At 56.5% G+C, this 20,064-nt stretch carries 18 protein-coding genes; 15 read left to right on the top strand and 3 right to left on the bottom strand.

What is annotated here, in order from left to right:
- The first annotated feature begins 180 nt into the window (after positions 1-180).
- The 3 genes from ACO5R6_RS04415 to ACO5R6_RS04405 are packed head-to-tail and all read left to right on the top strand — an operon-like array spanning position 181 to position 2,304.
- Positions 181-408: an XRE family transcriptional regulator gene (locus ACO5R6_RS04415; RefSeq protein WP_485625976.1), complete on the top strand. Its 228-nt coding sequence runs from the start codon at positions 181-183 to the stop codon at positions 406-408.
- Positions 405-1,289: a macro domain-containing protein gene (locus ACO5R6_RS04410; protein WP_485625975.1), complete on the top strand. Its 885-nt coding sequence runs from the start codon at positions 405-407 to the stop codon at positions 1,287-1,289. The genes ACO5R6_RS04415 and ACO5R6_RS04410 overlap by 4 nt, the downstream gene beginning before the upstream one ends.
- Positions 1,279-2,304, top strand: coding sequence for a DUF4433 domain-containing protein (locus ACO5R6_RS04405; protein WP_485625974.1), 1,026 nt, complete (start codon positions 1,279-1,281; stop codon positions 2,302-2,304). The genes ACO5R6_RS04410 and ACO5R6_RS04405 overlap by 11 nt, the downstream gene beginning before the upstream one ends.
- A gap of 139 nt (positions 2,305-2,443) precedes the next feature.
- On the opposite strand, the gene ACO5R6_RS04400 is transcribed toward ACO5R6_RS04405, so the two are convergent.
- The gene (locus tag ACO5R6_RS04400; RefSeq protein WP_485625973.1) at positions 2,444-3,556 is read right to left on the bottom strand and encodes an ABC transporter ATP-binding protein; all 1,113 of its coding nucleotides are present in this window, start codon (positions 3,554-3,556) and stop codon (positions 2,444-2,446) included.
- Positions 3,557-3,905: 349 nt separating this feature from the next.
- Here ACO5R6_RS04400 and ACO5R6_RS04395 point away from each other — a divergent pair, with 349 nt between their 5' ends.
- From ACO5R6_RS04395 to dnaB, 3 genes are read left to right on the top strand one after another with little or no spacing between them, the layout of a single operon-like run.
- Complete coding sequence (locus ACO5R6_RS04395; protein ID WP_485625972.1) at positions 3,906-5,954, top strand: GGDEF domain-containing protein; 2,049 nt, start codon at positions 3,906-3,908, stop codon at positions 5,952-5,954.
- Positions 5,954-6,400, top strand: a complete 447-nt coding sequence (gene rplI, locus ACO5R6_RS04390; RefSeq protein WP_485625971.1) for a 50S ribosomal protein L9 — start codon at positions 5,954-5,956, stop codon at positions 6,398-6,400. The genes ACO5R6_RS04395 and rplI overlap by 1 nt, the downstream gene beginning before the upstream one ends.
- 18 nt (positions 6,401-6,418) lie before the next feature.
- Positions 6,419-7,777 carry a replicative DNA helicase gene (dnaB, locus tag ACO5R6_RS04385; RefSeq protein WP_485625970.1) on the top strand — a complete coding sequence of 453 codons (1,359 nt, stop codon included), beginning with the start codon at positions 6,419-6,421 and terminating at the stop codon, positions 7,775-7,777.
- Positions 7,778-7,916: 139 nt separating this feature from the next.
- Here the strand turns inward: dnaB and ACO5R6_RS04380 are convergent, their stop codons facing one another.
- Complete coding sequence (locus ACO5R6_RS04380; protein ID WP_485625969.1) at positions 7,917-8,159, bottom strand: DUF1858 domain-containing protein; 243 nt, start codon at positions 8,157-8,159, stop codon at positions 7,917-7,919.
- A gap of 314 nt (positions 8,160-8,473) precedes the next feature.
- On the opposite strand from ACO5R6_RS04380, the gene ACO5R6_RS04375 reads away from it, so the two are divergent.
- Positions 8,474-8,644, top strand: a complete 171-nt coding sequence (locus tag ACO5R6_RS04375; protein WP_485625968.1) for a DUF362 domain-containing protein — start codon at positions 8,474-8,476, stop codon at positions 8,642-8,644.
- A 144-nt stretch (positions 8,645-8,788) separates the two neighbouring features.
- Here ACO5R6_RS04375 and ACO5R6_RS04370 read toward each other — a convergent pair whose 3' ends face one another.
- The gene (locus tag ACO5R6_RS04370; protein ID WP_485625967.1) at positions 8,789-9,454 is read right to left on the bottom strand and encodes an adaptor protein MecA; all 666 of its coding nucleotides are present in this window, start codon (positions 9,452-9,454) and stop codon (positions 8,789-8,791) included.
- A 637-nt stretch (positions 9,455-10,091) separates the two neighbouring features.
- Between ACO5R6_RS04370 and ACO5R6_RS04365 the strand changes: the two genes are divergently transcribed.
- The 8 genes from ACO5R6_RS04365 (at position 10,092) to ACO5R6_RS04330 (ending at position 19,933) form a co-directional block, all read left to right on the top strand.
- Positions 10,092-11,792, top strand: a complete 1,701-nt coding sequence (locus ACO5R6_RS04365; protein ID WP_485625966.1) for a glycosyl hydrolase family 18 protein — start codon at positions 10,092-10,094, stop codon at positions 11,790-11,792.
- Between the two features lie 81 nt (positions 11,793-11,873).
- Positions 11,874-13,388: an L-threonylcarbamoyladenylate synthase gene (locus ACO5R6_RS04360; RefSeq protein WP_485625965.1), complete on the top strand. Its 1,515-nt coding sequence runs from the start codon at positions 11,874-11,876 to the stop codon at positions 13,386-13,388.
- A 35-nt stretch (positions 13,389-13,423) separates the two neighbouring features.
- Complete coding sequence (locus ACO5R6_RS04355; protein WP_485625964.1) at positions 13,424-13,909, top strand: deoxycytidylate deaminase; 486 nt, start codon at positions 13,424-13,426, stop codon at positions 13,907-13,909.
- A gap of 28 nt (positions 13,910-13,937) precedes the next feature.
- Entirely contained in the window at positions 13,938-14,927 is a 990-nt protein-coding gene (locus ACO5R6_RS04350; RefSeq protein WP_485625963.1) for a DMT family transporter, read from the top strand.
- 3 nt (positions 14,928-14,930) lie between these two features.
- The gene (locus ACO5R6_RS04345; RefSeq protein ID WP_485625962.1) at positions 14,931-16,559 is read left to right on the top strand and encodes a phospholipase D-like domain-containing protein; all 1,629 of its coding nucleotides are present in this window, start codon (positions 14,931-14,933) and stop codon (positions 16,557-16,559) included.
- Between the two features lie 162 nt (positions 16,560-16,721).
- Positions 16,722-18,170 carry a tocopherol cyclase family protein gene (locus ACO5R6_RS04340; RefSeq protein WP_485625961.1) on the top strand — a complete coding sequence of 483 codons (1,449 nt, stop codon included), beginning with the start codon at positions 16,722-16,724 and terminating at the stop codon, positions 18,168-18,170.
- 155 nt (positions 18,171-18,325) lie between these two features.
- Positions 18,326-18,733, top strand: a complete 408-nt coding sequence (locus ACO5R6_RS04335) for a Fur family transcriptional regulator (protein ID WP_485625960.1) — start codon at positions 18,326-18,328, stop codon at positions 18,731-18,733.
- Between the two features lie 264 nt (positions 18,734-18,997).
- Positions 18,998-19,933, top strand: a complete 936-nt coding sequence (locus tag ACO5R6_RS04330) for a tRNA pseudouridine synthase A (RefSeq protein WP_485625959.1) — start codon at positions 18,998-19,000, stop codon at positions 19,931-19,933.
- The last annotated feature ends 131 nt before the right edge of the window (positions 19,934-20,064 follow it).

The raw sequence follows: 20,064 nt of genomic DNA, 5'->3' as shown, positions 1-20,064 counted from the left end.
TACCAAAAAGAGCGTCCCCGTTGCACCTTTGGTGCACGAGAACGCTCTTTTCATTGGGGGAGTTTTTTCACAGCCCCCTTTGTTTATTCCTAAAGTTCTCAATGCCACCACAAAACTAAACGTAAATATTGATAGAATCAACTACTCGATTTATACTTATGGTATAAGGAGATAGGACAAATGCGAATTGATCATGAATTGAAAATTTTGGCGGTGAAAACAGATATGACCTTAACGGAGATGGGGCGTAGAATGGATAAATCTCCGCAGGCGTTTAGTCAGAAAATAAAGCGAGGTACTTTCTCGCTGGATGACTTGCAGGAGATTGCTTTGGTGACCGGCAGTTGCTTTGAGTGCGCTTTTGTGTTGCCAAATGGTGATCGAATCGAGATTGGAGGAGGGAAATGATCCGGTATATCGAAGGCAATATCTTTAAAAGTCCTGCTCAAGTTCTTGTCAACACGGTAAATACGGTAGGCGTTATGGGAAAGGGGATAGCGCTTGAATTTAAAAAATGCTATCCGGATATGTTTCAGGCCTATAGAGATATTTGTGACAAGAGGAAATTAAAAATAGGATCATTGATGCTTTGCTATGAGCCGGATCATTGGGTCCTTCTTTTCCCGACCAAAGAGCACTGGAGAAATCCTTCTCGGCTTGAATATATCGAGGCAGGTCTGGCCAAATTTTGCAGAACCTATGCGGAAAAAGGGATTACATCGGTGGCATTTCCAAGACTAGGATGTGGAAATGGTGAATTGGATTGGTCGGAGGTCCGGCCTATTATGGAAAAATATCTGCAGGACCTGCCGATTGATATTTTTATCTATCTCGGGCCTGGCGAAGATCCGGTTCCAGAGCATAGGAACCAGGAAAAAACGGTTGATTGGCTGAGGCAAAACGCAAAAGACATGTCTTTTCAGGGGCTTGAAGATGACATCCGGTATAACTGTTCCATTGTTCCGTATCCTTTCTCTTCTAATCAGACAGGCTGGTCGGTGCTCTGGAAGGATGGACTTGTTTTCCAAAGACAGAGTCCTGATACCGTGATCAAGGTAGATGAAGGCACATTTTTTGAAATCTGGTCAAAGCTTCGAAACAGTGGGATTGCCATACGGGGAGAAGCAAATGCACCTAGACGACTTGTCTTGGATCTTTTACTCTCTCTGGGCTATGTTTCTAGAATCAGGATTACAGATGGGAGGGCAGAGGAAATGAATGAGGGCTATCAGATAAATGCCGGAGAGGGTCGGGTATATGATATGAAAGGACAAGCGGATGGGCTATAGAGAAATGATTCTGAAAAATGAAGAATACTCACCGGTTCGATGGTGGCCCCGTTATGCATATCATTATACAGATATCCGGAATGCGGTCAGCATCCTGGAATGCGGGATGCTTTTTAGCCGGATGCAGGCAGAAGGACTTCATGTCATGCAGAATGATAATGCCAGCCGGCAGGTAATAGATATGACGGCGCAAAAGATCACTTCTTATGTGCGGTTTTATTTCAGACCTTTAACCCCCACACAATATCATAATGAAGGGTTTAAACCCTATAATCTGCGGTATGATAGGGATCCAAATGCTAATGTTCCGGTTCCGGTATTTTTCTTCTTCCAGATTGATAAGCTATTATCTGATCCGAATACTTGTTTTTCAGAGGGCTCGGAGGCTGATGGAGGATGTCCTGTATTACACGGAGAGGAAGCGTTTTCTGGGTTGGATTTTGGGATGATCTACGGAAACGGGCCATTCTTATCTCAGGAAGCGGAGGACAAAAAGCGAGAGAAATCTCTGAGACAGTCAGAAATCCTATATCCCGATAGATATCAAATTGAGAATTCTTTAGCTTGGATTGTCTGTCGCAATGCAGAAGAACAAACAACGCTTCTTAATCTGCTCAAGGATAAGAGTAATAGACTGTTTTACTACTGGAAGTCTCGCATCCGGGTCATCAATACCGATCTGTATTACAACAATGGCTTGTTTGTTGATAGGTGTTCTCTTCACGATAGGGATATTAGTATTTCGTTCTCCGACGCATATCCGAGAAGAAAATATGCGAGAGGGAGGGCTGTGGACGACCAGATAAATGCCTGTGTTCGATTGGAATGGCTGCATGGACATGAGCTTTTGGATCGAAAGGAAACGGCATTCCATATTAACTATTTAAATGCTGGGCCGATCGTTTATCAGGGGATGCCGGAGATGAAGAAAGCCGAGGAATTATCAGTCAAGTTTTTTTTGGAAAAGCAGCTGATGTGCTACCGGAAATTCTCTCTCAAGAGAGGAGAGTTCTGACGACCCTGTTCCGGATCTTTCTGCGCTCTAGGCTGCGGTCTGCCGTATTAGGCGCAATAAAAAGCCCCGCGACGAAATTCCGTCGCGGGGCTTTTGCTGTCGCCGCTTGCTCTGACGCTGGCTTCTGTCAGTTTATAAGTCAGTCGCAGATGGTGTTCTCTGTCTCGAGATCGAAGAAGTGAGCCTTCTCCATATCCAGAGCGAAGGTTGCCTCCTGGCCCTGGCGAATGCTGGTGTTGGGGTTGACACGGGCGGTCATCTGCACGCCGCCGAAGTCGAAGTAGAGGAATACCTCAGCGCCCAGAAGCTCGTAGACACGGATGCTTGCCTTGATGATATCATCCCGGTTGACGCCCTCAGCGTAGTTGGCATCGTAGATATCCTCGGGGCGGATTCCCATCTTGACCTGCTTGCCGGCATAGGGCTTGAGGGCCTCCTGCTTGCTGGCGGGAACGGTGAGCTCATGATCGCCGACCAGAGTCTTGGCAACCAGGGTGCCGGCCTTGTCTTCCAGCTTGATGTCCATGATGTTCATCTGGGGAGAGCCGATGAAGGTTGCAACGAAGAGGTTGGCGGGGTGGTTGTAGAGGTTCTCGGGGGTATCCGTCTGCTGAACAACACCGGCGCTCATAACGACGATCCTGGTTCCAAGCGTCATGGCCTCTGTCTGGTCATGCGTTACGTAGATGATGGTTGCGCCCAGTCTCTCGTGGAGCTTGGCGATCTCGATTCTCATCTGTACACGGAGCTTGGCGTCCAGGTTGGACAGGGGCTCATCCATGAGGAAGACCTTGGGCTTACGGACGATGGCACGTCCCATAGCGACACGCTGTCTCTGTCCACCGGACAGGGCTGCGGGCTTGCGGTCCAAGAGAGCTTCCAGATCCAGGATCTTAGCGGCCTCGCGCACCTTCTTGTCGATCTCATCCTTGGGAACTTTGCGGAGCTTGAGACCGAAGGCCATGTTGTCGTATACCGTCATATGCGGGTAGAGGGCGTAGTTCTGGAAGACCATGGCGATATCGCGATCCTTGGGCTCGACATCGTTCATGCGCTTGCCATCGATGAGGAGGTCTCCGGTGGAGATCTCTTCCAGACCGGCAACCATGCGGAGGGTGGTGGACTTACCGCATCCGGAGGGGCCGACGAAGATGATGAATTCCTTATCCTGGATCTCCAGGTTGAAATCCTTGACTGCCTGGAATCCGTTGGGATAGACCTTGCAGACATCTTTCAGTATTACTTCTGACATAGTGTTCTCCTTCTTCATGCGAACCGACAGCTGCCGATTCGAGTTCCATAACCTGACACCTATTATAGAGAACATCCGCCGGTTATCCTATGGGCAAGCTGTCGAAAATTACGGGCTCTTTTGGGCAGGTTTACAAGGGGTGACAGGGCCGCACAAGGACCCTATTGAATCAGGAGGGTCATTGAGGAACATGACGGGGCGGCGGAAGCGCCGGCCATAGGGCAAGTCGGGGGCTCTTATAGCCAGAGTGGAGGGCAAATGATATACTATATCTGTCGCCCTGTCCGCTATGATGCGGTGAAAGTCCCCGCAGACCGGAGGTAGGAGCGGACAAGAAGGAGATGAAAGAGTGAATACTTTGACATATACGGGTAAGCTGGACCTCTATTTCAAGGCCCCGCTCTATGTCATCGTCCTGTTTGTGCTCGGTGACATTGCCCTCTTCTTTCTCAATCTGAAGCTGGCCCTCCTGGCGGTGCCCTGCATCCTGGTCTATGCCCTGGTCATCTGGCTCTTCTACCGGTGGAACCGGGAGAAGCTGAACCGGGAGATTATTAATTTCGCGACCCGCTACGGGACGGTCCAGAAGGAACTCCTGGGCAAGCTGGAGATCCCCTATGCCCTCCTGGACAGCAACGGGCGTTTCCTCTGGCGCAACGAGGCCTTCTTTCGCCTGGCGGGAGAGGACTCCGATTTCCAGAAATCTGTCACCTCGCACTTCGGCCTGATCAACCGGGATCGGATTGCCGCAATCGGCGAGGAACCCCTGATCCTGCGCTTAAAGAGCGATCACCGCTCCTACCGGGCGACCCTGCAGCAGCTGACCATTGACCATTTCGGAGAGGCGGAAGAGGGTGCCGGAGACCTCAATCTGGGGAGGGATAAGGTCATCGCCTTCATGCTCTTCGATGAGACCAAGCTCGTGAAGCTGCGCCAGAAGAATATTGACCAGGAACTGGTGGTGGCCCAGGTCAGCATCGACAACTATGAGGAGACGGTTGAGGCCGTTGAGGCCGTCCGCAGAGCGCTGTTGGTCGCCCTGATTGACCGCAAGGTCAACAAGTACTTTCAGAATTCCGACGCCATCATCCGCAAGAATGACAGGGACAAGTACATCGTCCTCTTCCAGCGGAGGTATCTGGCCAAGATGGAGAGGGACAAGTTCTCTATCTTAGAAGAGATTAAGAATACCAAGGCCGGCAATGAGAATGAGATCACACTCTCCATCGGGATCGGCCTGGGCGGTGCCAGCTATAGCCAGAATGCCGAGTATGCCAGAGCCGCCATGGACCTGGCCCTGGGCAGGGGCGGCTCCCAGGCGGCCATCAAGTCCGGTGATGAGATCCGCTACTATGGCATGCGGGGCAGGGAAATCGAGAGGAACACCCGGGTCAAGGCCCGGGTCAAGGCTCAGGCCCTGCGGGAGATTATGACTTCCCGCGAGACCATTCTTGTCATGGGCCATAAGATTACAGATATTGACGCCTTCGGGGCGGCGGTCGGGGTCTATGTGGCGGCCAGGGAGCTCGGCAAAGAGGCAAGAATTGTGGTCGATACGGTGACCTCATCCCTCAGGCCCCTGGTCTCCCTCTTCACGCCGGACAGCGGATACCCGGATCATATGATCATCCGCCCGGAGGAGGCCCTGCAGCTGGTGGACAGACATTCCCTGGTCGTGGTTGTGGACACCAACCGGCCCAGCTACACGGTGGCCCCGGACCTGCTCCACCGGACCCGCCACATTGTGGTCTTCGACCACCACAGGCAGGGGGAGGAGGTCGTTCAGAACCCGGTCCTAAGCTATATCGAGCCCTATGCCTCGTCCGCCTGTGAGATGATTGCGGAGGTCCTGCAGTATTTCTCCGAGAAGGTGCAGATTCGGCCGGCAGAAGCGGACTGCATCTATGCGGGCATCCTGATCGACACGGACAATTTCGCCGCCAAAGTGGGCGTCAGGACCTTTGAGGCGGCCGCCTACCTAAGAAGGAACGGCGCTGACGTCATTCGGGTGCGCAAGATGCTCCGCGAGGATATGGCGACCTATAAGGCCAGGGCCCAAGTGGTCCGGGCCGCGGAGGTCTATCATGACCACTATGCGGTGTCGGTCTGCGGGAACCTGGAGGTGGAGTCTCCCACGATTGTTGGGGCCCAGGCGGCCAATGAACTGCTCAACATCGTGGGTATCAAGGCCTCTTTTGTCATTACGGATTACCGGGGCAAGGTCTATATCTCGGCCAGGTCCATCGACGAGGTGGATGTCCAGAAGCTGATGGAGCAGTTGGGCGGCGGCGGCCATCTCAATATCGCCGGCGCGCAGATCCCGGGCGCGAGCGCAGAGGAGGTCAAAGACCGGCTGGTTGCGTTGATTGATGAATATGTGGATAGAGGAGATTTGTGATGAAAGTTGTCTTATTACAGAATGTGGCAGGCCAGGGGAAGAAGGGCGATGTTGTCAATGTCAGCGACGGCTACGCGAGAAATGTCCTGATTGCCAAGAAGTGGGGGCTGGAGGCGACCCCCAAGAATCTGAATGACCTGAAGCTGCGGGCCAAGAATGACGCTAAAGTCGCCGCAGACCAGCTGGCTGCGGCGCAGGAGATGGCCGAGGCCATGAAGGCGTGGACGATCGAGACCAGGATTCGGACCGGGGAGAAGGGCAGGGCCTTCGGTTCCGTCTCCTCCAAGGAGATTGCGGAGGAGGTCAAGAAGCAGTACGGGCAGGTGATTGACAAGAAGAAGATCGTCCTGGAAGAGCCCATTCGGTCGCTGGGCATGCATGAGATCAGGGTCAGGCTCCATCCCCAGGTGACGGCGACCCTTCGGGTGCATGTCGGAGAAGTATAAACCGGAGAAGTATAAGCTATGGATGAGATACAGACCAAGCGAATGATGCCCAATTCTCTGGAGTCGGAGCAGGCCGTCATCGCGTCGATGATTATGGATCGGGAGGCCATTGTCTCTGCCATGGGGATTCTGACCAGGGAGGACTTCTATCATGAGCAGTATGGGGTCCTCTTTGAGTGCATTGTGGAACTCTACAATGCGGGGGCGTCGGTCGATATTGTCACCATTCAGAACAAGGCCAGGCAGAAGGACGTCCCTCCGGAAGTAGCCAGTACAGAATATGTGAGCGATCTGTCCTACGCGGTTCCCACCTCCACCAATGTGGGAGACTATGCCAGAATTGTCAAGGATAAGGCCATGCTCCGCAGCATCATCCGGGTCAACCAGGAGATTGAGAACGCCTGCTACGAGGACAGGGAGGATGCGGCGACGATCATGGACCGCACGGAGCACGACATCTTCCAGCTCCTGCAGAACCGGGGCGGGAGCGACTATGTCCCCATCGACCGGGTCGTCCTGCAGGCCCTGGACCGGATCGAGGCGGCGGCGAGACAGAAGGGGATCGTCACGGGGATCCCCACCGGCTTTTATGACCTGGACTATAAGACGGCCGGCCTCCAGCCCTCGGACCTGATCCTGATTGCCGCCCGTCCCTCCATGGGCAAGACGGCATTTGTCCTGAATATCGCCCAGCACATCTGCTTTCATGAGGGGAAGACGGCGGCCATCTTCTCCCTGGAGATGAGCAAGGAGCAGCTGGTCAACCGTCTCTTCTCTCTGGAGGCCAGAATCGATGCCCAGAAGCTCCGCACCGGCAGCCTGCAGGACTTCGAGTGGGAGCAGCTGATCGAGGGAGCCGGCGTTGTGGGTAATTCCAAGCTGATCATTGATGACACCCCCGGGATTAGCATCTCCGAGCTTCGGACCAAGTGCCGCAAGTTCAAGCTGGAGAAGGGACTGGACGTCATCATCATCGACTATCTGCAGCTGATGAGCGGGACAGGGGGCGGTCGTTCCGAGTCCAGGCAGCAGGAGATCTCCGAGATCTCCCGATCGCTCAAGGCCGTGGCCAGGGAGCTGAATGTCCCGGTCATCGCCCTCTCCCAGCTCTCCCGGGCTGTGGAGCAGAGACCGGATCACAGGCCCATGTTGTCAGACCTGCGTGAGTCCGGGGCCATTGAGCAGGACGCGGATGTGGTGATGTTCATCTACCGCGACGACTATTACAACCACGATACAGAGCTCAAGAATATCTCCGAGATCATCATTGCCAAGCAGAGAAACGGCCCCATCGGCACAGTGGAACTGGTATGGTTGCCTGAGTACACCAAGTTCGCCAATAAGGAGCATGACAGGGGACCGGTCAGCGGACCCTGACTTGGGTCTTGCGGCGGCACCCCTTGATCCGAGATTCGAGATTTGAAAGAGGGATCCGACTCCGAGCGGCTGTCTTACAGTCACCCGGGATCGGATCCCTCTGTGATTCCAAGGATCATCGGATCCCTTGCTCTTTGCGTCAGTCCTGAGCCGGCCGGGCCGCGGCCTTAGCGGCAAGATAGGAGTTGATCTCATCGACCAGGTCATCGGCGTCATAGCCGTGGACCATAGCCGCCTCCGCAATCGTCTCCATCTGAGAGGAAGGACAGCCAAGGCAGTGCATGCCGATGCTCATCAGAATGGGAGCCAGCTCCGGGTCAAGCTGCATGAGCTCTCCGATCATGGTGTCTTTATTTACTACAGGTGCTTTGGTCTCTTCCATGCTTCTACCTCCGAATCAAGCCTTGTTTTCTTTCGATCGACAAGATAAACTTGCCCTCAATCATACCATTCGCCCTTCTGTGGGGCAACTTGTAAGCCTATCTTAGCGGATTGACATCCTTGTTCCGTTGTAATTACAACACAAGCTGGCAAAATTTGCTTGTGCGCTATCTAAGCATGGGAAAGGGCCTGTTTGCTAGGGCCGGCTAACTATTGTGTACACAAATTAGTACTTGTCAAGAACATTTCTCGATACTATAATGGGCATACCAACAGGATGGTAGATTTAAGAGCTTAGTTACAGGAGGTTTTCAAATGGCATACGTTATTTCTGACGATTGCATCAGCTGCGGTTCTTGCGAGCCCGAGTGCCCCGTATCTGCAATCAGCGCCGGCGATTCCAAGTACGTTATCGATGAGGATACCTGCATCTCCTGCGGTTCCTGCGCAGCGGTTTGCCCCGTAGGCGCTCCCGCAGAGGCCTGAGTCAGGCGAAAGCAAGAGCGGACATCAAGAGAGAAGACTCCCGGTCACGGTGTACCATACACTGGTGGCCGGGAGTCTTTTTGTATCAGTCTCTTTCTTATCGGCCTATTTGTATCGGCCTATTTCTTACAGGATTGTGTTTGATCAGCCTGTTTCCCTGAGCTTGCGCAGGGCGTCCTCTGCCAGCGTGCACTCGAACCGCTCTTCCATATAATAGATGCCGAGCTTGGGCACATGAAGGAGGCTTCCGTATTCGCCCGCAAGGGCCAGGATGGGAGAGAAGGCCTCCCGGGCGGAGGCCTTCTCTCCGAGTATGAGATAGAGGACCCGGCGCTCGGAGTCTCGGTAGAGAGAAGAGGAGACCTGATCCGGATCAGGGACCTTGGCGGCGAAAGACAGGAGGTCTTCCAGGCGGTCGAAGGCGAAGAGGGCGGTCTCTTCGGCCGGGAGGCCGGGAGGAAGGAATTGGCGGATGGTGCTCGGGGGATTCGAATCATCTCCGCCGCCATGACCGGGAAGAGAGGCAGACGACCGGCCGATCTTCTGGTAGGCTTCGGCCTCCTGCGGATCGAGCTTGGTGACGATGAGCGCGATGGCATCCGTATCCGAGGGAACGGCCTCGATCATCAAGGGCATGTCATGGGCGACGAAGTTGAGCTTGTACTCGGCCCAGAGCATGAGCTCGCGAAAGAGAGACTTGGCCCGGTCGCTCCCATAGGCGAATTCCGACATCTTGATCCCCCTGCGGTCTAAGTCGCTGCGGGAGATATGAAAGCGAATCTGTTTGTCGCTGAGCTTCTCGATCTTCATGCAACCTCCTCTTGCCCCTGAGTGCAATTCATTATAGTGAGATTTTGAAGAAATCGCAATTGTGCAGGATTCCCATCATTCGCTTAGCAGGAGCAAAGGGGCTTTGATCGCGATTGCGTGAAGCGGTGTCCGGGCCCTTGCGGGGTGCCTGCCGGCATGTTATCCCTATAGGCATAGGAAGAAGCCCGGCGGAGAAGACATATCGCAAAGTCCTGCAGACAACATTACACATATACCACAGGCCTGCAGGAAGGGAACCGCTCTCGCAGACGTCCATGCAGCGAACAAGTGGGCAAGACAGGCGGGAATCCGTGGTCATGGGAGACCTTGGAGCGGACCGCCGGGCACAAGGCGCCGAAGACAATTCGGGGAGAGGGGGCGCGGGGGAGGAAAAAGGGAAGTTATAACAGCAACTGTAAATCAGACAGGCGCCCGGTGCGTCATCTCGCGGAGCCTGCAAGAACACGCCGGAGGTCAGGGAGGACCGACCGGCCGGAGAGAAAATCCATATCTGTCACGAAAGGCATTCCGAGAGGTATCCCGACTATCTACGGGGTATCTCTCTTGTGTTATAATCTAGTCAATTTGTTAGCAGTATTTCGTCCATGTGTTAGCTTTATTCCCTCTGAGGTGTGAGATGAAGAAAAAGAAGAGAATGCCCCTGGCCTTGATTTTGTTCGTTCTGATTGCCGTGGTTGGAGTCGCCGCCGGACTCACCCTGCGCTATCGTCCAGGCACGGAGCACATGAGTCTGAACAGCTTCTTCGGGATCGATAAGGAAGATGACGGTGCTGTGATTGCCAACGGGACCTTGGTCAGTCAAGAGGATAAGATCGCAGCCGCCAAGCTGATCCAGGGGACGACCTATATCCGGTGGAGTGTCCTCCACGATCACATCGATGACGGCTGGGTGTACGACTCCACCGAGGGGATCTTGCGCTATGCCACGGACAAGAGCCTGATCAGCGTCAACCTGTCGGATGCGAATTATATGGAAGATAAGGACGTGAAGACCTGGTCAGCCCCCATCGTCCGCATCGCAGACAACAAGACCTATGTGGCCCTGGACTTCGTCAAGCAGTTTACGGACCTGACCTACACGATTTCGGACAAGCCCAACCGGCTGGCGATCTGGACGGCGGGAACCGCCGTGAAGACAGGGAGCTTAAACGGGGCGGAGGGAATCCGCCGCAAGGCGGGAATCAAGAGTCAGATCTTAGAGGATGGCAAGAGCGGGGACGCCCTCACCATTGTGGCGGAGTTGGACGGCTGGTACCAGGTGGTAAGCCGGGACAATGTGATCGGGTGTGTCCGTAAGAGCAAGGTAAGCGGTGTCAAGGAGAGCAAGATTGCGGCAAGCCTGCCGGAGCGCAGCTACAGTCACAGGATCCTTGATTATAAGATCCAGCTGGCCTGGCACCAGGTGACCTCGACGGCGGGGAACGCCAATATGTCCGCCCTTCTGGCCAATACGACCGGGATCAATGTGATCTCTCCCACCTGGTTCTCGCTCAAGGACAATGCGGGGAATATCAATGACCTGGGAAGCAGCGACTATGTGTCCAAGGCGCACGGCGCCAATATCGCCGTGTGGGGCCTGGTCAGCAACCTGACAACCAAGGGCGTTGACACCAAGGCCGTCTTAAGCACGACCTCCGCCAGAGACAATCTGGTCAACAGCTTGATCGCCGCGGCAATCCGCTACAATCTGGACGGCATCAACGTCGATATCGAGTCCCTGCCGACCGAGGCGGCAGACGGCTATATCCAGTTCATCCGAGAGCTGTCTCTGAAGGCCCACGCCAACAATCTGGTGGTCTCGGTCGACAACTACACGCCAAGCGCCTCAAGTATTCACTACAACCGGGCGGAACAGGCCAACTACGCCGACTACAACGTGATCATGGCTTATGATGAGCACTGGGCGACGGACAAGACCGCAGGAAGCAATTCCTCCATTGGCTATGTCAAGAAGGCGGTTGCAGCCACACTGGAGACGACACCTGCCAACCAGGTGATTCTGGGCCTGCCCCTCTACACCAGGGTATGGACAACGAAGACCGATGGGTCTGTCTCCAGCCAGGCTGTCGCCATGAAGGATCAGGATGCCCTTCTGGCCCAGAATAAGGCGGTTGCCGAGTGGAACGAGGAGCTGGGACAGAGCACCGCCTCCTGGAAAGATGCCGGGGGCAACAAGGTAGAGATTTGGTTGGAGAATGCAGACTCCATGGCCAAGAAGATGGAAGTCTACCAGTCCAACCAGCTGGCCGGGGTCGCTTTCTGGAAGCTGGGTATGGAGCCAGCCTCCATCTGGCAGACCGTCAGCGCAGGCAAATAGTAAATATGGGCAAATCGTCAGCGTGTGTAAAGGTGCTTCCCCAAGAGGAGCCTGTCGGGACAGCAGAGAGAGAGGATCTCATTGGAGACAAGACGATATAAGGTTATGCCGGGGGATGACCTGGCAGAGATTCTGAAGGAGCCGGGGAGGATTCTGAGAGAGGGCGGCCTGGTGGCATTTCCCACAGAGACGGTCTATGGTCTGGGGGGAGATGCCGAGAACGCCGCCTCCTCCAGGAAGATCTATGCGGCCAAGGGCCGTCCCTCCGACAACCCCTTGATCGTGCATATCGCAGACTTCTCGCAGCTTGAGGAGATCGCCCGGTCCCCGGTGTCGGAGGCCGGAATTCTGGCGGACGCTTTCTGGCCGGGGCCTCTGACGATGATTGTCCGAAAGAACGACCGGATTCCGCCGGAGACGACCGGCGGTCTGGACACGGTGGCCGTCCGCATGCCGTCGCATCCGGTGGCCCGCCAGCTGATTCTCTCCAGCGGCTGTATGATCGCAGCGCCAAGTGCCAACCGGTCCGGCCGGCCCTCGCCGACCAGGGCCGAGCATGTGGAAGACGACCTGATGGGCAAGATTGATGCAATCATCGACGGAGGCCCGGTCGAGATAGGCCTGGAGTCAACCATTGTGGACCTGTCGGAGGGTCTTCCAACAGTGCTTCGCCCCGGCTATATCAGCCTTGAGATGCTGGAGGAGGTCCTGGGAAAGGGGCGGGTGCGCATGGACCCGGGCCTCATGCGGGAGGATGTCGGAAGACGGCCCAAGGCCCCCGGGATGCGCTATAAGCACTATGCCCCCAGGGGAGACTTAAAGATTGTCAGAGGGGCCACGGAAGATGTGATTTCGACCATCAACCGCTTGACGGAGGAGGCTCTTGCGGCCGGCAGGAAGGTAGGCATCATTGCGGCCAGCGAGACCAGGGACCGCTACCCCCGGGGCAGGGTGGAAGAGATCGGTGCCAGAAGCGATGAGGAGGCGATCGCCCGCCACCTCTTTGGTCTCTTGCGCCGGTTTGACGACGAGGGGATCGACCTGATCTACTCAGAGGCCTTCGATACGCCCCGGATGGGAACGGCGATTATGAACCGTCTGATCAAGGCGGCGGCCCACCAGGTGATTGAGGCGAGGAGGCAGGTGACCCGGGTGATCTTCGTCTCCGGCCGCGGGGTCTGCCGGGCCCCCCTGGCAGCAGAACTCCTGCGCAGGCAGCCGCTTGACGGGAAGCCGGAGATCCTGGCCAGAGGAAGACGGGTGCTCTTCTCGGAACCGATCAATCAGAAGATGGAGGCGGTCCTGCAGGGGAATGGGATCGAGGCGCCGGATTTTCGGTCCGAGGGACTGAAGGATGAGGAGATCACGGACACGACCCTGGTCTTCACCATGGATGCCGGCCAGAGGGCGGAGATCATCCGGAGCTTCCCCCATGCCGGAGAGGACAATACCTATGTCCTCTCCTACTACGTGGGGGACGAACTGGACATCTTGAATCCCTACGGGGGCAATCTGCAGCAGTACGGTCTCTGCTTCGAGCTGGTCCATCGGATTGTAGAGAAGCTGGCGGCAAGACTAAATGAGATGAATGCCTGATCACAGGCCAAGAGGGCAAAGGCAGGGAAAGAACGATGAGCGAGAAACGCACAGATTACATCAGCTGGGATGAGTACTTCATGGGAGTGGCAACCCTGGCGGGTATGCGGTCCAAGGATCCCAACACCCAGGTGGGGGCCTGTATTGTGAGCCGGCAGAACAAGATCCTATCCATGGGCTACAATGGCCTGCCCATCGGCTGCTCCGACGACGACTTCCCCTGGAAGCGGGAGGGGACGCCCCTGGAGAGCAAGTACTTCTACACGACACACAGTGAGCTAAACGCCATCCTGAACTATCGGGGCGGAAGTCTGGAGGGGACCAAGATGTATGTGACGCTCTTTCCCTGCAATGAGTGCGCCAAGGCCATCATCCAGGCGGGAATCAAGGAGGTCATTTTCAAGACAGACAAGTACGCGGACACGCCCTCTGTGATCGCCTCCAAGCGGATGCTCAAGGCGGCCGGCGTTGCCTTCCGACCCTATCTGCCATCGGGGCGGAGGGTTGCGATCGACCTGTAAGTTGCGGCAGATCTGTGAGGGGAGGCATATGTCCGGACAGAATCTCTTATCGAAGACACCGGTGGTCTGGGCCGGAGCGCTGATCTCCTGCGCCCTGTGGGGAGGCGCCTTCCCGGCGATCAAGATCGGCTACCGCCTCTATGACATCAAGGCCGGGGCGACGGGCGACCAGATCTTGTTCGCAGGTCTTCGCTTCATCCTGGCGGGGGCCCTCGCCCTGATCATCGGAAGCTTCCTCTATCGCAGGCCGCTGGTCCCAAAGAGGGGAATGTGGGGCAGAATCGCAAAGCTCTGCCTCCTGCAGACGGTGGGCCAGTACTTCTTCTTCTACACGGGTCTGGCTCACTGCAGCGGGGTCCTGGCGTCGATTGTTCAGGCGACCAGTGTCTTTGTCGCCCTCCTGGTAGCGGTCTTCATCTTCCACCAGGAGCAGATGACCCGCCGCAAGCTGACCGGAAGCGTTCTCGCCTTCTCGGGCGTCCTCCTGCTCAACCTGGGGGGACTGATTGCGGCCCTCCTTGCGGGAGAGGGCTGGCAGGCGGCCGGGGGGCCGGGCGGAATATCTGCTCTGGGAGGGCAGGCCCTGATCTTCCTATCGACCGTCATGTACGCCTTCTCCTCCGTCTTCTTAAAGGAGTACTCCAGAGAGGAGCTTCCCTTCACCTTGAGTGGCTATCAGTTCATTCTGGGCGGCTTGATTCTCTGCCTGATTGCCTGCCTGCTCGGCTGCAGGGCAAGAGAGATTCTGGGACAGGCGCGGGGACCGGGTCTTGGGATCCTGCTCCTTCTGGCGGGGATCTCCGCGGTGGCCTACTCCCTCTGGGGCCAGCTGCTCAAGTACAATCCTGTCTCCCGGGTGGCGGTCTTCGGCTTCATGACCCCGGTCTTCGGAGTAGTCTTCTCCGCAGTATTCCTCCAAGAGAGGCAGGCGGCGGGCTGGCCCCTGGTCCTGGCCTCTTTGGCCCTGGTCTCCGCGGGGACGATTGTGGCTCAGAGGCAAGCGGTAAAACCGAGGTGACAGATGCGCAAAATCAACTCACTGAACGACATTCGGGAGATGCACCTCTTAAGGCGGGGGCGCAGACGCCTGATCAAGCTGGTCTATGGCAGGACCCTTATCATGTCGACCCTGATCATCCTGCAGGTCCTCTTTGTGGCGGCCCTGGTGGGGACCCTGAACCGCTATGGCCCGTATATGTACATGGCCTCGATGGCGGTTACGGTCGTGACGGTCCTCTACATCTTCAACAGTGACAGTGACCCCAGTGTCAAGCTCTCCTGGCTCCTCTTCGTCGCGGTCGGCAGTCCCTTCGGAGCCCTCTTCTATGTCTATGTCCGAAGCGATGCGGGGCACCGCCGGCTCAAGAAGCAGATGTCCCGGATCTTAAAGTACACGAGCCGGGCCCAGCCCGAGACCCCTCTTGTCATGGAGGCGATTGAGGGGCGCAGGCCCGAGCGGGCTCCCTTCGTCCACTATCTGAACGATGTCTGCGGCTATCACCCCTATCCCGCCTCTGATCTCAAATACTATCCCTTGGGCGAGGACTTCCTGCCGGATTTCCTGGAGGACCTGGCCTCGGCCGAGGACTTCATCTTCCTGGAGTACTTCATCGTCACCGAGGGGCAGATGTGGGGGAAAATTCTCTACATTCTCTCGGAGAAAGCCAGGGAGGGGGTGGAGGTCCGTCTCATCTATGACGGAACCAATGAATTCACCAACCTGCCCCACTCGTATCCGGAGATGCTGAAGGGGCTGGGGATTGCCTGCCGGATCTTCGACCCGGTCACCCCCTTCGTCTCCACCGAATACAACTACCGAGACCACCGCAAGATCGCGGTGATTGACGGGAAAATCGCCTATACCGGGGGACTGAACCTGTCCGATGAGTATATCAATGTGACGCATCCCTTCGGCCACTGGAAAGATGTGGCCATTCGGACACATGGGGACGGGGTCGCCACTTTCACCCGCCTCTTCCTGGAGTCCTGGAACTACCGGGCCGACCGGCCCATACCCAGTGAGAACTGCTATATCGAGGCCTCTGCCCGCTACGGGCTCAGACGGACGGAGGGGGGACGGCGGACCATTCAGGACGGCTTTATCATTCCCTATGCGGACAATCCCCTGGACGGGGAGCGGATGGGAGAGCAGGTATACCTGGATATCCTGCAGACGGCGTCCGACTATGTCTACATCATGACCCCTTATCTGATTCTGGACGAGACCATGGTCAATGCCATGACCTATGCGGCCAAGCGGGGGGTGGATGTGAGAATCATCCTGCCCCATATCCCGGACAAGCGTTATGCCTTCGCCCTGGCCAAGAGCCACTACCCAAAGCTCCTGGCGGCCGGCATATCGATCTATGAGTATACACCGGGCTTCGTGCACGCCAAGGTCTTCCTGGGTGACGGCTGCCGGGCGACGGTGGGGTCGATTAACCTGGACTACCGGTCTCTCTACCATCATTTTGAGGTAGGCCTCTATATAGACGGGAACCGGGTGATTGACCGGATCGCGTCGGACTTCCGGATGACCCTGGACCGGTGTCAGCAGATTTCCTTAGAGGACACCCGGGGCGGGGGAATCCGCAATCGTCTGGACCGCGCCTTTGGCGCCGTCCTCAAACTGCTTGCCCCCATGCTCTAGGAGGAGACATCTGTTGGTCGGTTAAAGTCGGCTAAAGTCGGCGGGCCAGCTGCCCGCATCCGCCCAGGAGGCAGCCGGCGGCTTGCTGTGGTTTCGGTTTACAAATGCGTGCGGATGGACCAAAATAGAATTGATGAAGCTTCCCGAGAAGGAGGAACGGACATGGGTGTTTTAGAAGAGATCGAGACCAATATTTCCCGGGCCATTGATGCGGCGGGCGATAATGCCGATGCAGCCCTCGAGGTCGCCAAGAAGGCGGCCAGCGGCGCAATCCAGGCCACGGACGGGGCAGTCAATAAGGCCGGTCAGATTGCCAGAAAGTACAAGCTGGACGAGGCGGCCGCCTCCGCAGCCAAGTCTGTGGGACATGTCGTGGAGGAGATGGCGAGGAAATATCCTCTGGCCGGTCGGGCCGTGGAACTGGGACGAAACGCCATGGACGCCGCCGGTGAAGTGGGGAGCGACCTCATGGAGACCGGTTTCAACAGGTCGGACCTGCAGAGAGACCGCTTTATGCTCCGCGGGAAACTGGCAGAAGAGGGATATGACTGCTGGTGGCAGTCCTTCAGCGGCCATAATGCGTCGACCGGCGAGGAGAAGGATTTCTTCATCTGCTTCTTCGCGGTCAATCCGGCGCTGGGGACGGACGCCGTGGTCTTTGGACCGGGTGAAGATGTCCAAAAGCAGGGGGGCAAGCCCTCCTATCTCATGGTCAAGGCCGGTGTCCTGGGCGAGGGTGGCAGGCAGCTCAACCGTTTCTTCCCCTGGAGAGAAGTCAGCATCAATGAGGAGGCACCCTTCTCGATCAGTGCGGACAACTGCTTCCTCAGCGAGACCAGGAGTCTGGGGAGGATCAGCCTGCGCCCGGAGGATGCAGAGGCTCATCCGGAGTGGATGACCGATGCCGGTGACCTGATCTGGGACCTGAATATTGACAAGAAGATTGCCTTTAATATCGGTTACGGCGCGGGAAAGCCTATGCGGGACCAAGAGGCGATCAAGTCCTTCTGGCACGCTGAGGGCATGAAGACCGCCTATGAGGGGAGGGTGGTCTACAATGGGCAGGTCTATATGGTCCGGCCGGAGACCTCTTTCGGCTATGCGGACAAGAGATGGGGCAGTGCCTTCATAAGGCCCTGGATCCGGCTCGCCTCCAATGACCTGACTTCCGCGGTCAGCAAGGATAAGCTGAAGGACTCTGCCTTTGATATCGGAGGCGGAAGATCAAGGGTCGGCAAGCTTGCGCTGGAGAACGGTCTCTTCGGTGCGATCTGGTACGAGGGAGAACCCTATCAGTTCAACTTCTCTCATGTATGGACCCTGACCAAGACCCAGTACAAGGTCAAGCTGGGCAAGGAGTATATCCGCTGGAGGGTCATCCAGGAGACGCCCCTGTCCAAGATGTACACAGATATCCGCTGCGCCAGGAAGGATATGGTTTCCATCCGCCTGGAGGCGCCGGACGGCCGGAGCGGTTACCGGGACTTCTGGCAGGGGAGCGAGGGCTGCGGCAGCATCAAGCTCTATCGGAAATCCTTAAAGAAGGACTGGAAATGGGAGCTGGTCGATGAGATTGAGGCCGCCCATGTCGGCTGTGAGTACGCAGATTAGTCCGGCGCAGGTGCAGGCAGGGCCGGCGGGGCCGATGGTTATGTCTTGATCTTTGGTGCAAAACATAGTATACCTATAGATAGGAATCAGTATTGTTATCTGAAAATATACGGTTCTTTCTCTGATAGGACAGGAGCAGGGGGTCTGAGGTATACATGGCACTGAGATATTCCAAGCAGCGCGAAGTAATCGCGAGAGATCTGAAAAACCGCACCGATCATCCATCCGCCGACATGGTCTATGCGTCTGTGCGTCGGCAGGTGCCCAAGATCTCTCTGGGAACCGTCTATCGGAATCTGAAGGATATGACGGCCTGCGGCGAGGCGATCAGCTTTGTTGTCAATGGCAAGGAGCATTTCGACGGCCGCAATACGCCGCACATTCATCTCTGCTGCAGCCGGTGCGGATCCATTGTGGAGCGCCTGGTGATTCCGGAGGAGCTTGCGCTTCTGGCCGGAGATTCCTTCAAGGTCGAGAACGTGGTCCTGCAGGGAATCTGCGAGGCCTGCCGCAAGAAAGAGGTTGCCGCCCGGGAGGACGCCGAGAGAAAGAGCGCGGTCTGAGCTCCGCCCCGCCTCCGGGACGCGATCGCTTGTCGAGGGCGGGAATCGAAATGCAAGAGTTATCAGAAGCTATCAGAAGATAGAAATCAGAATCGGATACAGAAAGCTTGGGTTCTCCGGGGATGACCTCCTGCGGAGAACTCTTTTTCATTTTTGGAACTCTTTTTCATAGCACCAATGATCGCGTCACCGACATTTTTCGTGCTATAGTAAGACAGTGAATGCCATGGGCATATCGAGGGCGGGAAGAAAGCGAGAGATCCGATGCAGAACTACCGACTGAAAATCGCATATGACGGAACCCGCTATCTGGGCTGGGAGCATCAGCCCGGGCGAGAGACCATCCAGGGGAAGATCGAACAGGCCCTGGCCCGCATGTGTGGTCTTAAAGCAAGCGCGGAGGACTTCATGGGGCCGGATGCGCCCATCAAGCTGATCGGGGCGGGTCGGACCGATGCCGGGGTGCATGCCCGGGGCATGGTCGCCTCACTTGTCCTCGAGGCACCCCCCTATCACCCGGGTCCCTGGGAGTACCGAGAGGAGGAGAGGACAGAGCTTCTGCGGATCCGGATGACCGGCGGAGAGGCCTCGTCGGATCGGAAGATGACCGGCGGAGAGGCCCCGCCGGATCGGAAGATGACCGGCGGAGAGGCCCCGTCGGATCGGAAGATGACCTGCCGGGAGATGCAGGACTATCTTAACCATTACCTGCCGGACGATATCTCCGTTGTCGACTGGAAAGAGGCGGCGCCCCGCTTCCACGCCCGCTATAAGGCGACCGGCAAGACCTATCGCTACACTGCCTTCGACGGCAGGGTCAAACCGGTCTTCAACCGAAGGTACTATACGCCCCTGGACCAGGTCCTTGATGTCGGCGCCATGCAGGCGGCGGCAGACGGTCTGGTGGGGGAGCACGACTTCAAGTCCTTCTGTGGCAACTCCAGGATGAAGAAATCCACGGTTCGCGTCGTGGATCGGATCGAGATTCGCAGAAGCAAGGGATATGTCTATTTCATCTTCCACGGGAACGGCTTCCTTCAGAATATGGTCCGCATCCTGGTGGGAACTCTGATGGAAGTCGGCCGGGGCCGCTTGCGGCCGGAAGAGATGGCCCGGATTCTGGAGGCTAAGGACCGGCGTCTTGCCGGTCCCACTGCCCCGGCAAGAGGGCTCTGCCTGATGCAGGTGGATTACGACTGATCATCCGGATGGATTACGATTGACCATCCGGTTGGCTTACGACTGACCACCCGGACGGATGGTGACGCAGGTGGACCGCAAGGTACGTCCGAAGCAGGGACAGAGGCAGAAGAAAATGCGGTAGAAGAAAA

Source organism: Shuttleworthella sp. (assembly GCF_057251025.1).
This window is presented reverse-complemented; position numbering and strand designations above follow the sequence as displayed.

Coding starts and splice junctions, on each gene's coding strand:
- ACO5R6_RS04340 (WP_485625961.1), top strand. CDS start 16,722: ATGGGTGTTTTAGAAGAGATCGAGACCAATATTTCCCGGGCCATTGAT.
- rplI (WP_485625971.1), top strand. CDS start 5,954: ATGAAAGTTGTCTTATTACAGAATGTGGCAGGCCAGGGGAAGAAGGGC.
- ACO5R6_RS04370 (WP_485625967.1), bottom strand. CDS start 9,454: ATGAAGATCGAGAAGCTCAGCGACAAACAGATTCGCTTTCATATCTCC.
- ACO5R6_RS04365 (WP_485625966.1), top strand. CDS start 10,092: ATGAAGAAAAAGAAGAGAATGCCCCTGGCCTTGATTTTGTTCGTTCTG.
- dnaB (WP_485625970.1), top strand. CDS start 6,419: ATGGATGAGATACAGACCAAGCGAATGATGCCCAATTCTCTGGAGTCG.
- ACO5R6_RS04380 (WP_485625969.1), bottom strand. CDS start 8,159: ATGGAAGAGACCAAAGCACCTGTAGTAAATAAAGACACCATGATCGGA.
- ACO5R6_RS04355 (WP_485625964.1), top strand. CDS start 13,424: ATGAGCGAGAAACGCACAGATTACATCAGCTGGGATGAGTACTTCATG.
- ACO5R6_RS04405 (WP_485625974.1), top strand. CDS start 1,279: ATGGGCTATAGAGAAATGATTCTGAAAAATGAAGAATACTCACCGGTT.
- ACO5R6_RS04345 (WP_485625962.1), top strand. CDS start 14,931: ATGCGCAAAATCAACTCACTGAACGACATTCGGGAGATGCACCTCTTA.
- ACO5R6_RS04410 (WP_485625975.1), top strand. CDS start 405: ATGATCCGGTATATCGAAGGCAATATCTTTAAAAGTCCTGCTCAAGTT.
- ACO5R6_RS04415 (WP_485625976.1), top strand. CDS start 181: ATGCGAATTGATCATGAATTGAAAATTTTGGCGGTGAAAACAGATATG.
- ACO5R6_RS04335 (WP_485625960.1), top strand. CDS start 18,326: ATGGCACTGAGATATTCCAAGCAGCGCGAAGTAATCGCGAGAGATCTG.
- ACO5R6_RS04330 (WP_485625959.1), top strand. CDS start 18,998: ATGCAGAACTACCGACTGAAAATCGCATATGACGGAACCCGCTATCTG.
- ACO5R6_RS04350 (WP_485625963.1), top strand. CDS start 13,938: ATGTCCGGACAGAATCTCTTATCGAAGACACCGGTGGTCTGGGCCGGA.
- ACO5R6_RS04400 (WP_485625973.1), bottom strand. CDS start 3,556: ATGTCAGAAGTAATACTGAAAGATGTCTGCAAGGTCTATCCCAACGGA.
- ACO5R6_RS04375 (WP_485625968.1), top strand. CDS start 8,474: ATGGCATACGTTATTTCTGACGATTGCATCAGCTGCGGTTCTTGCGAG.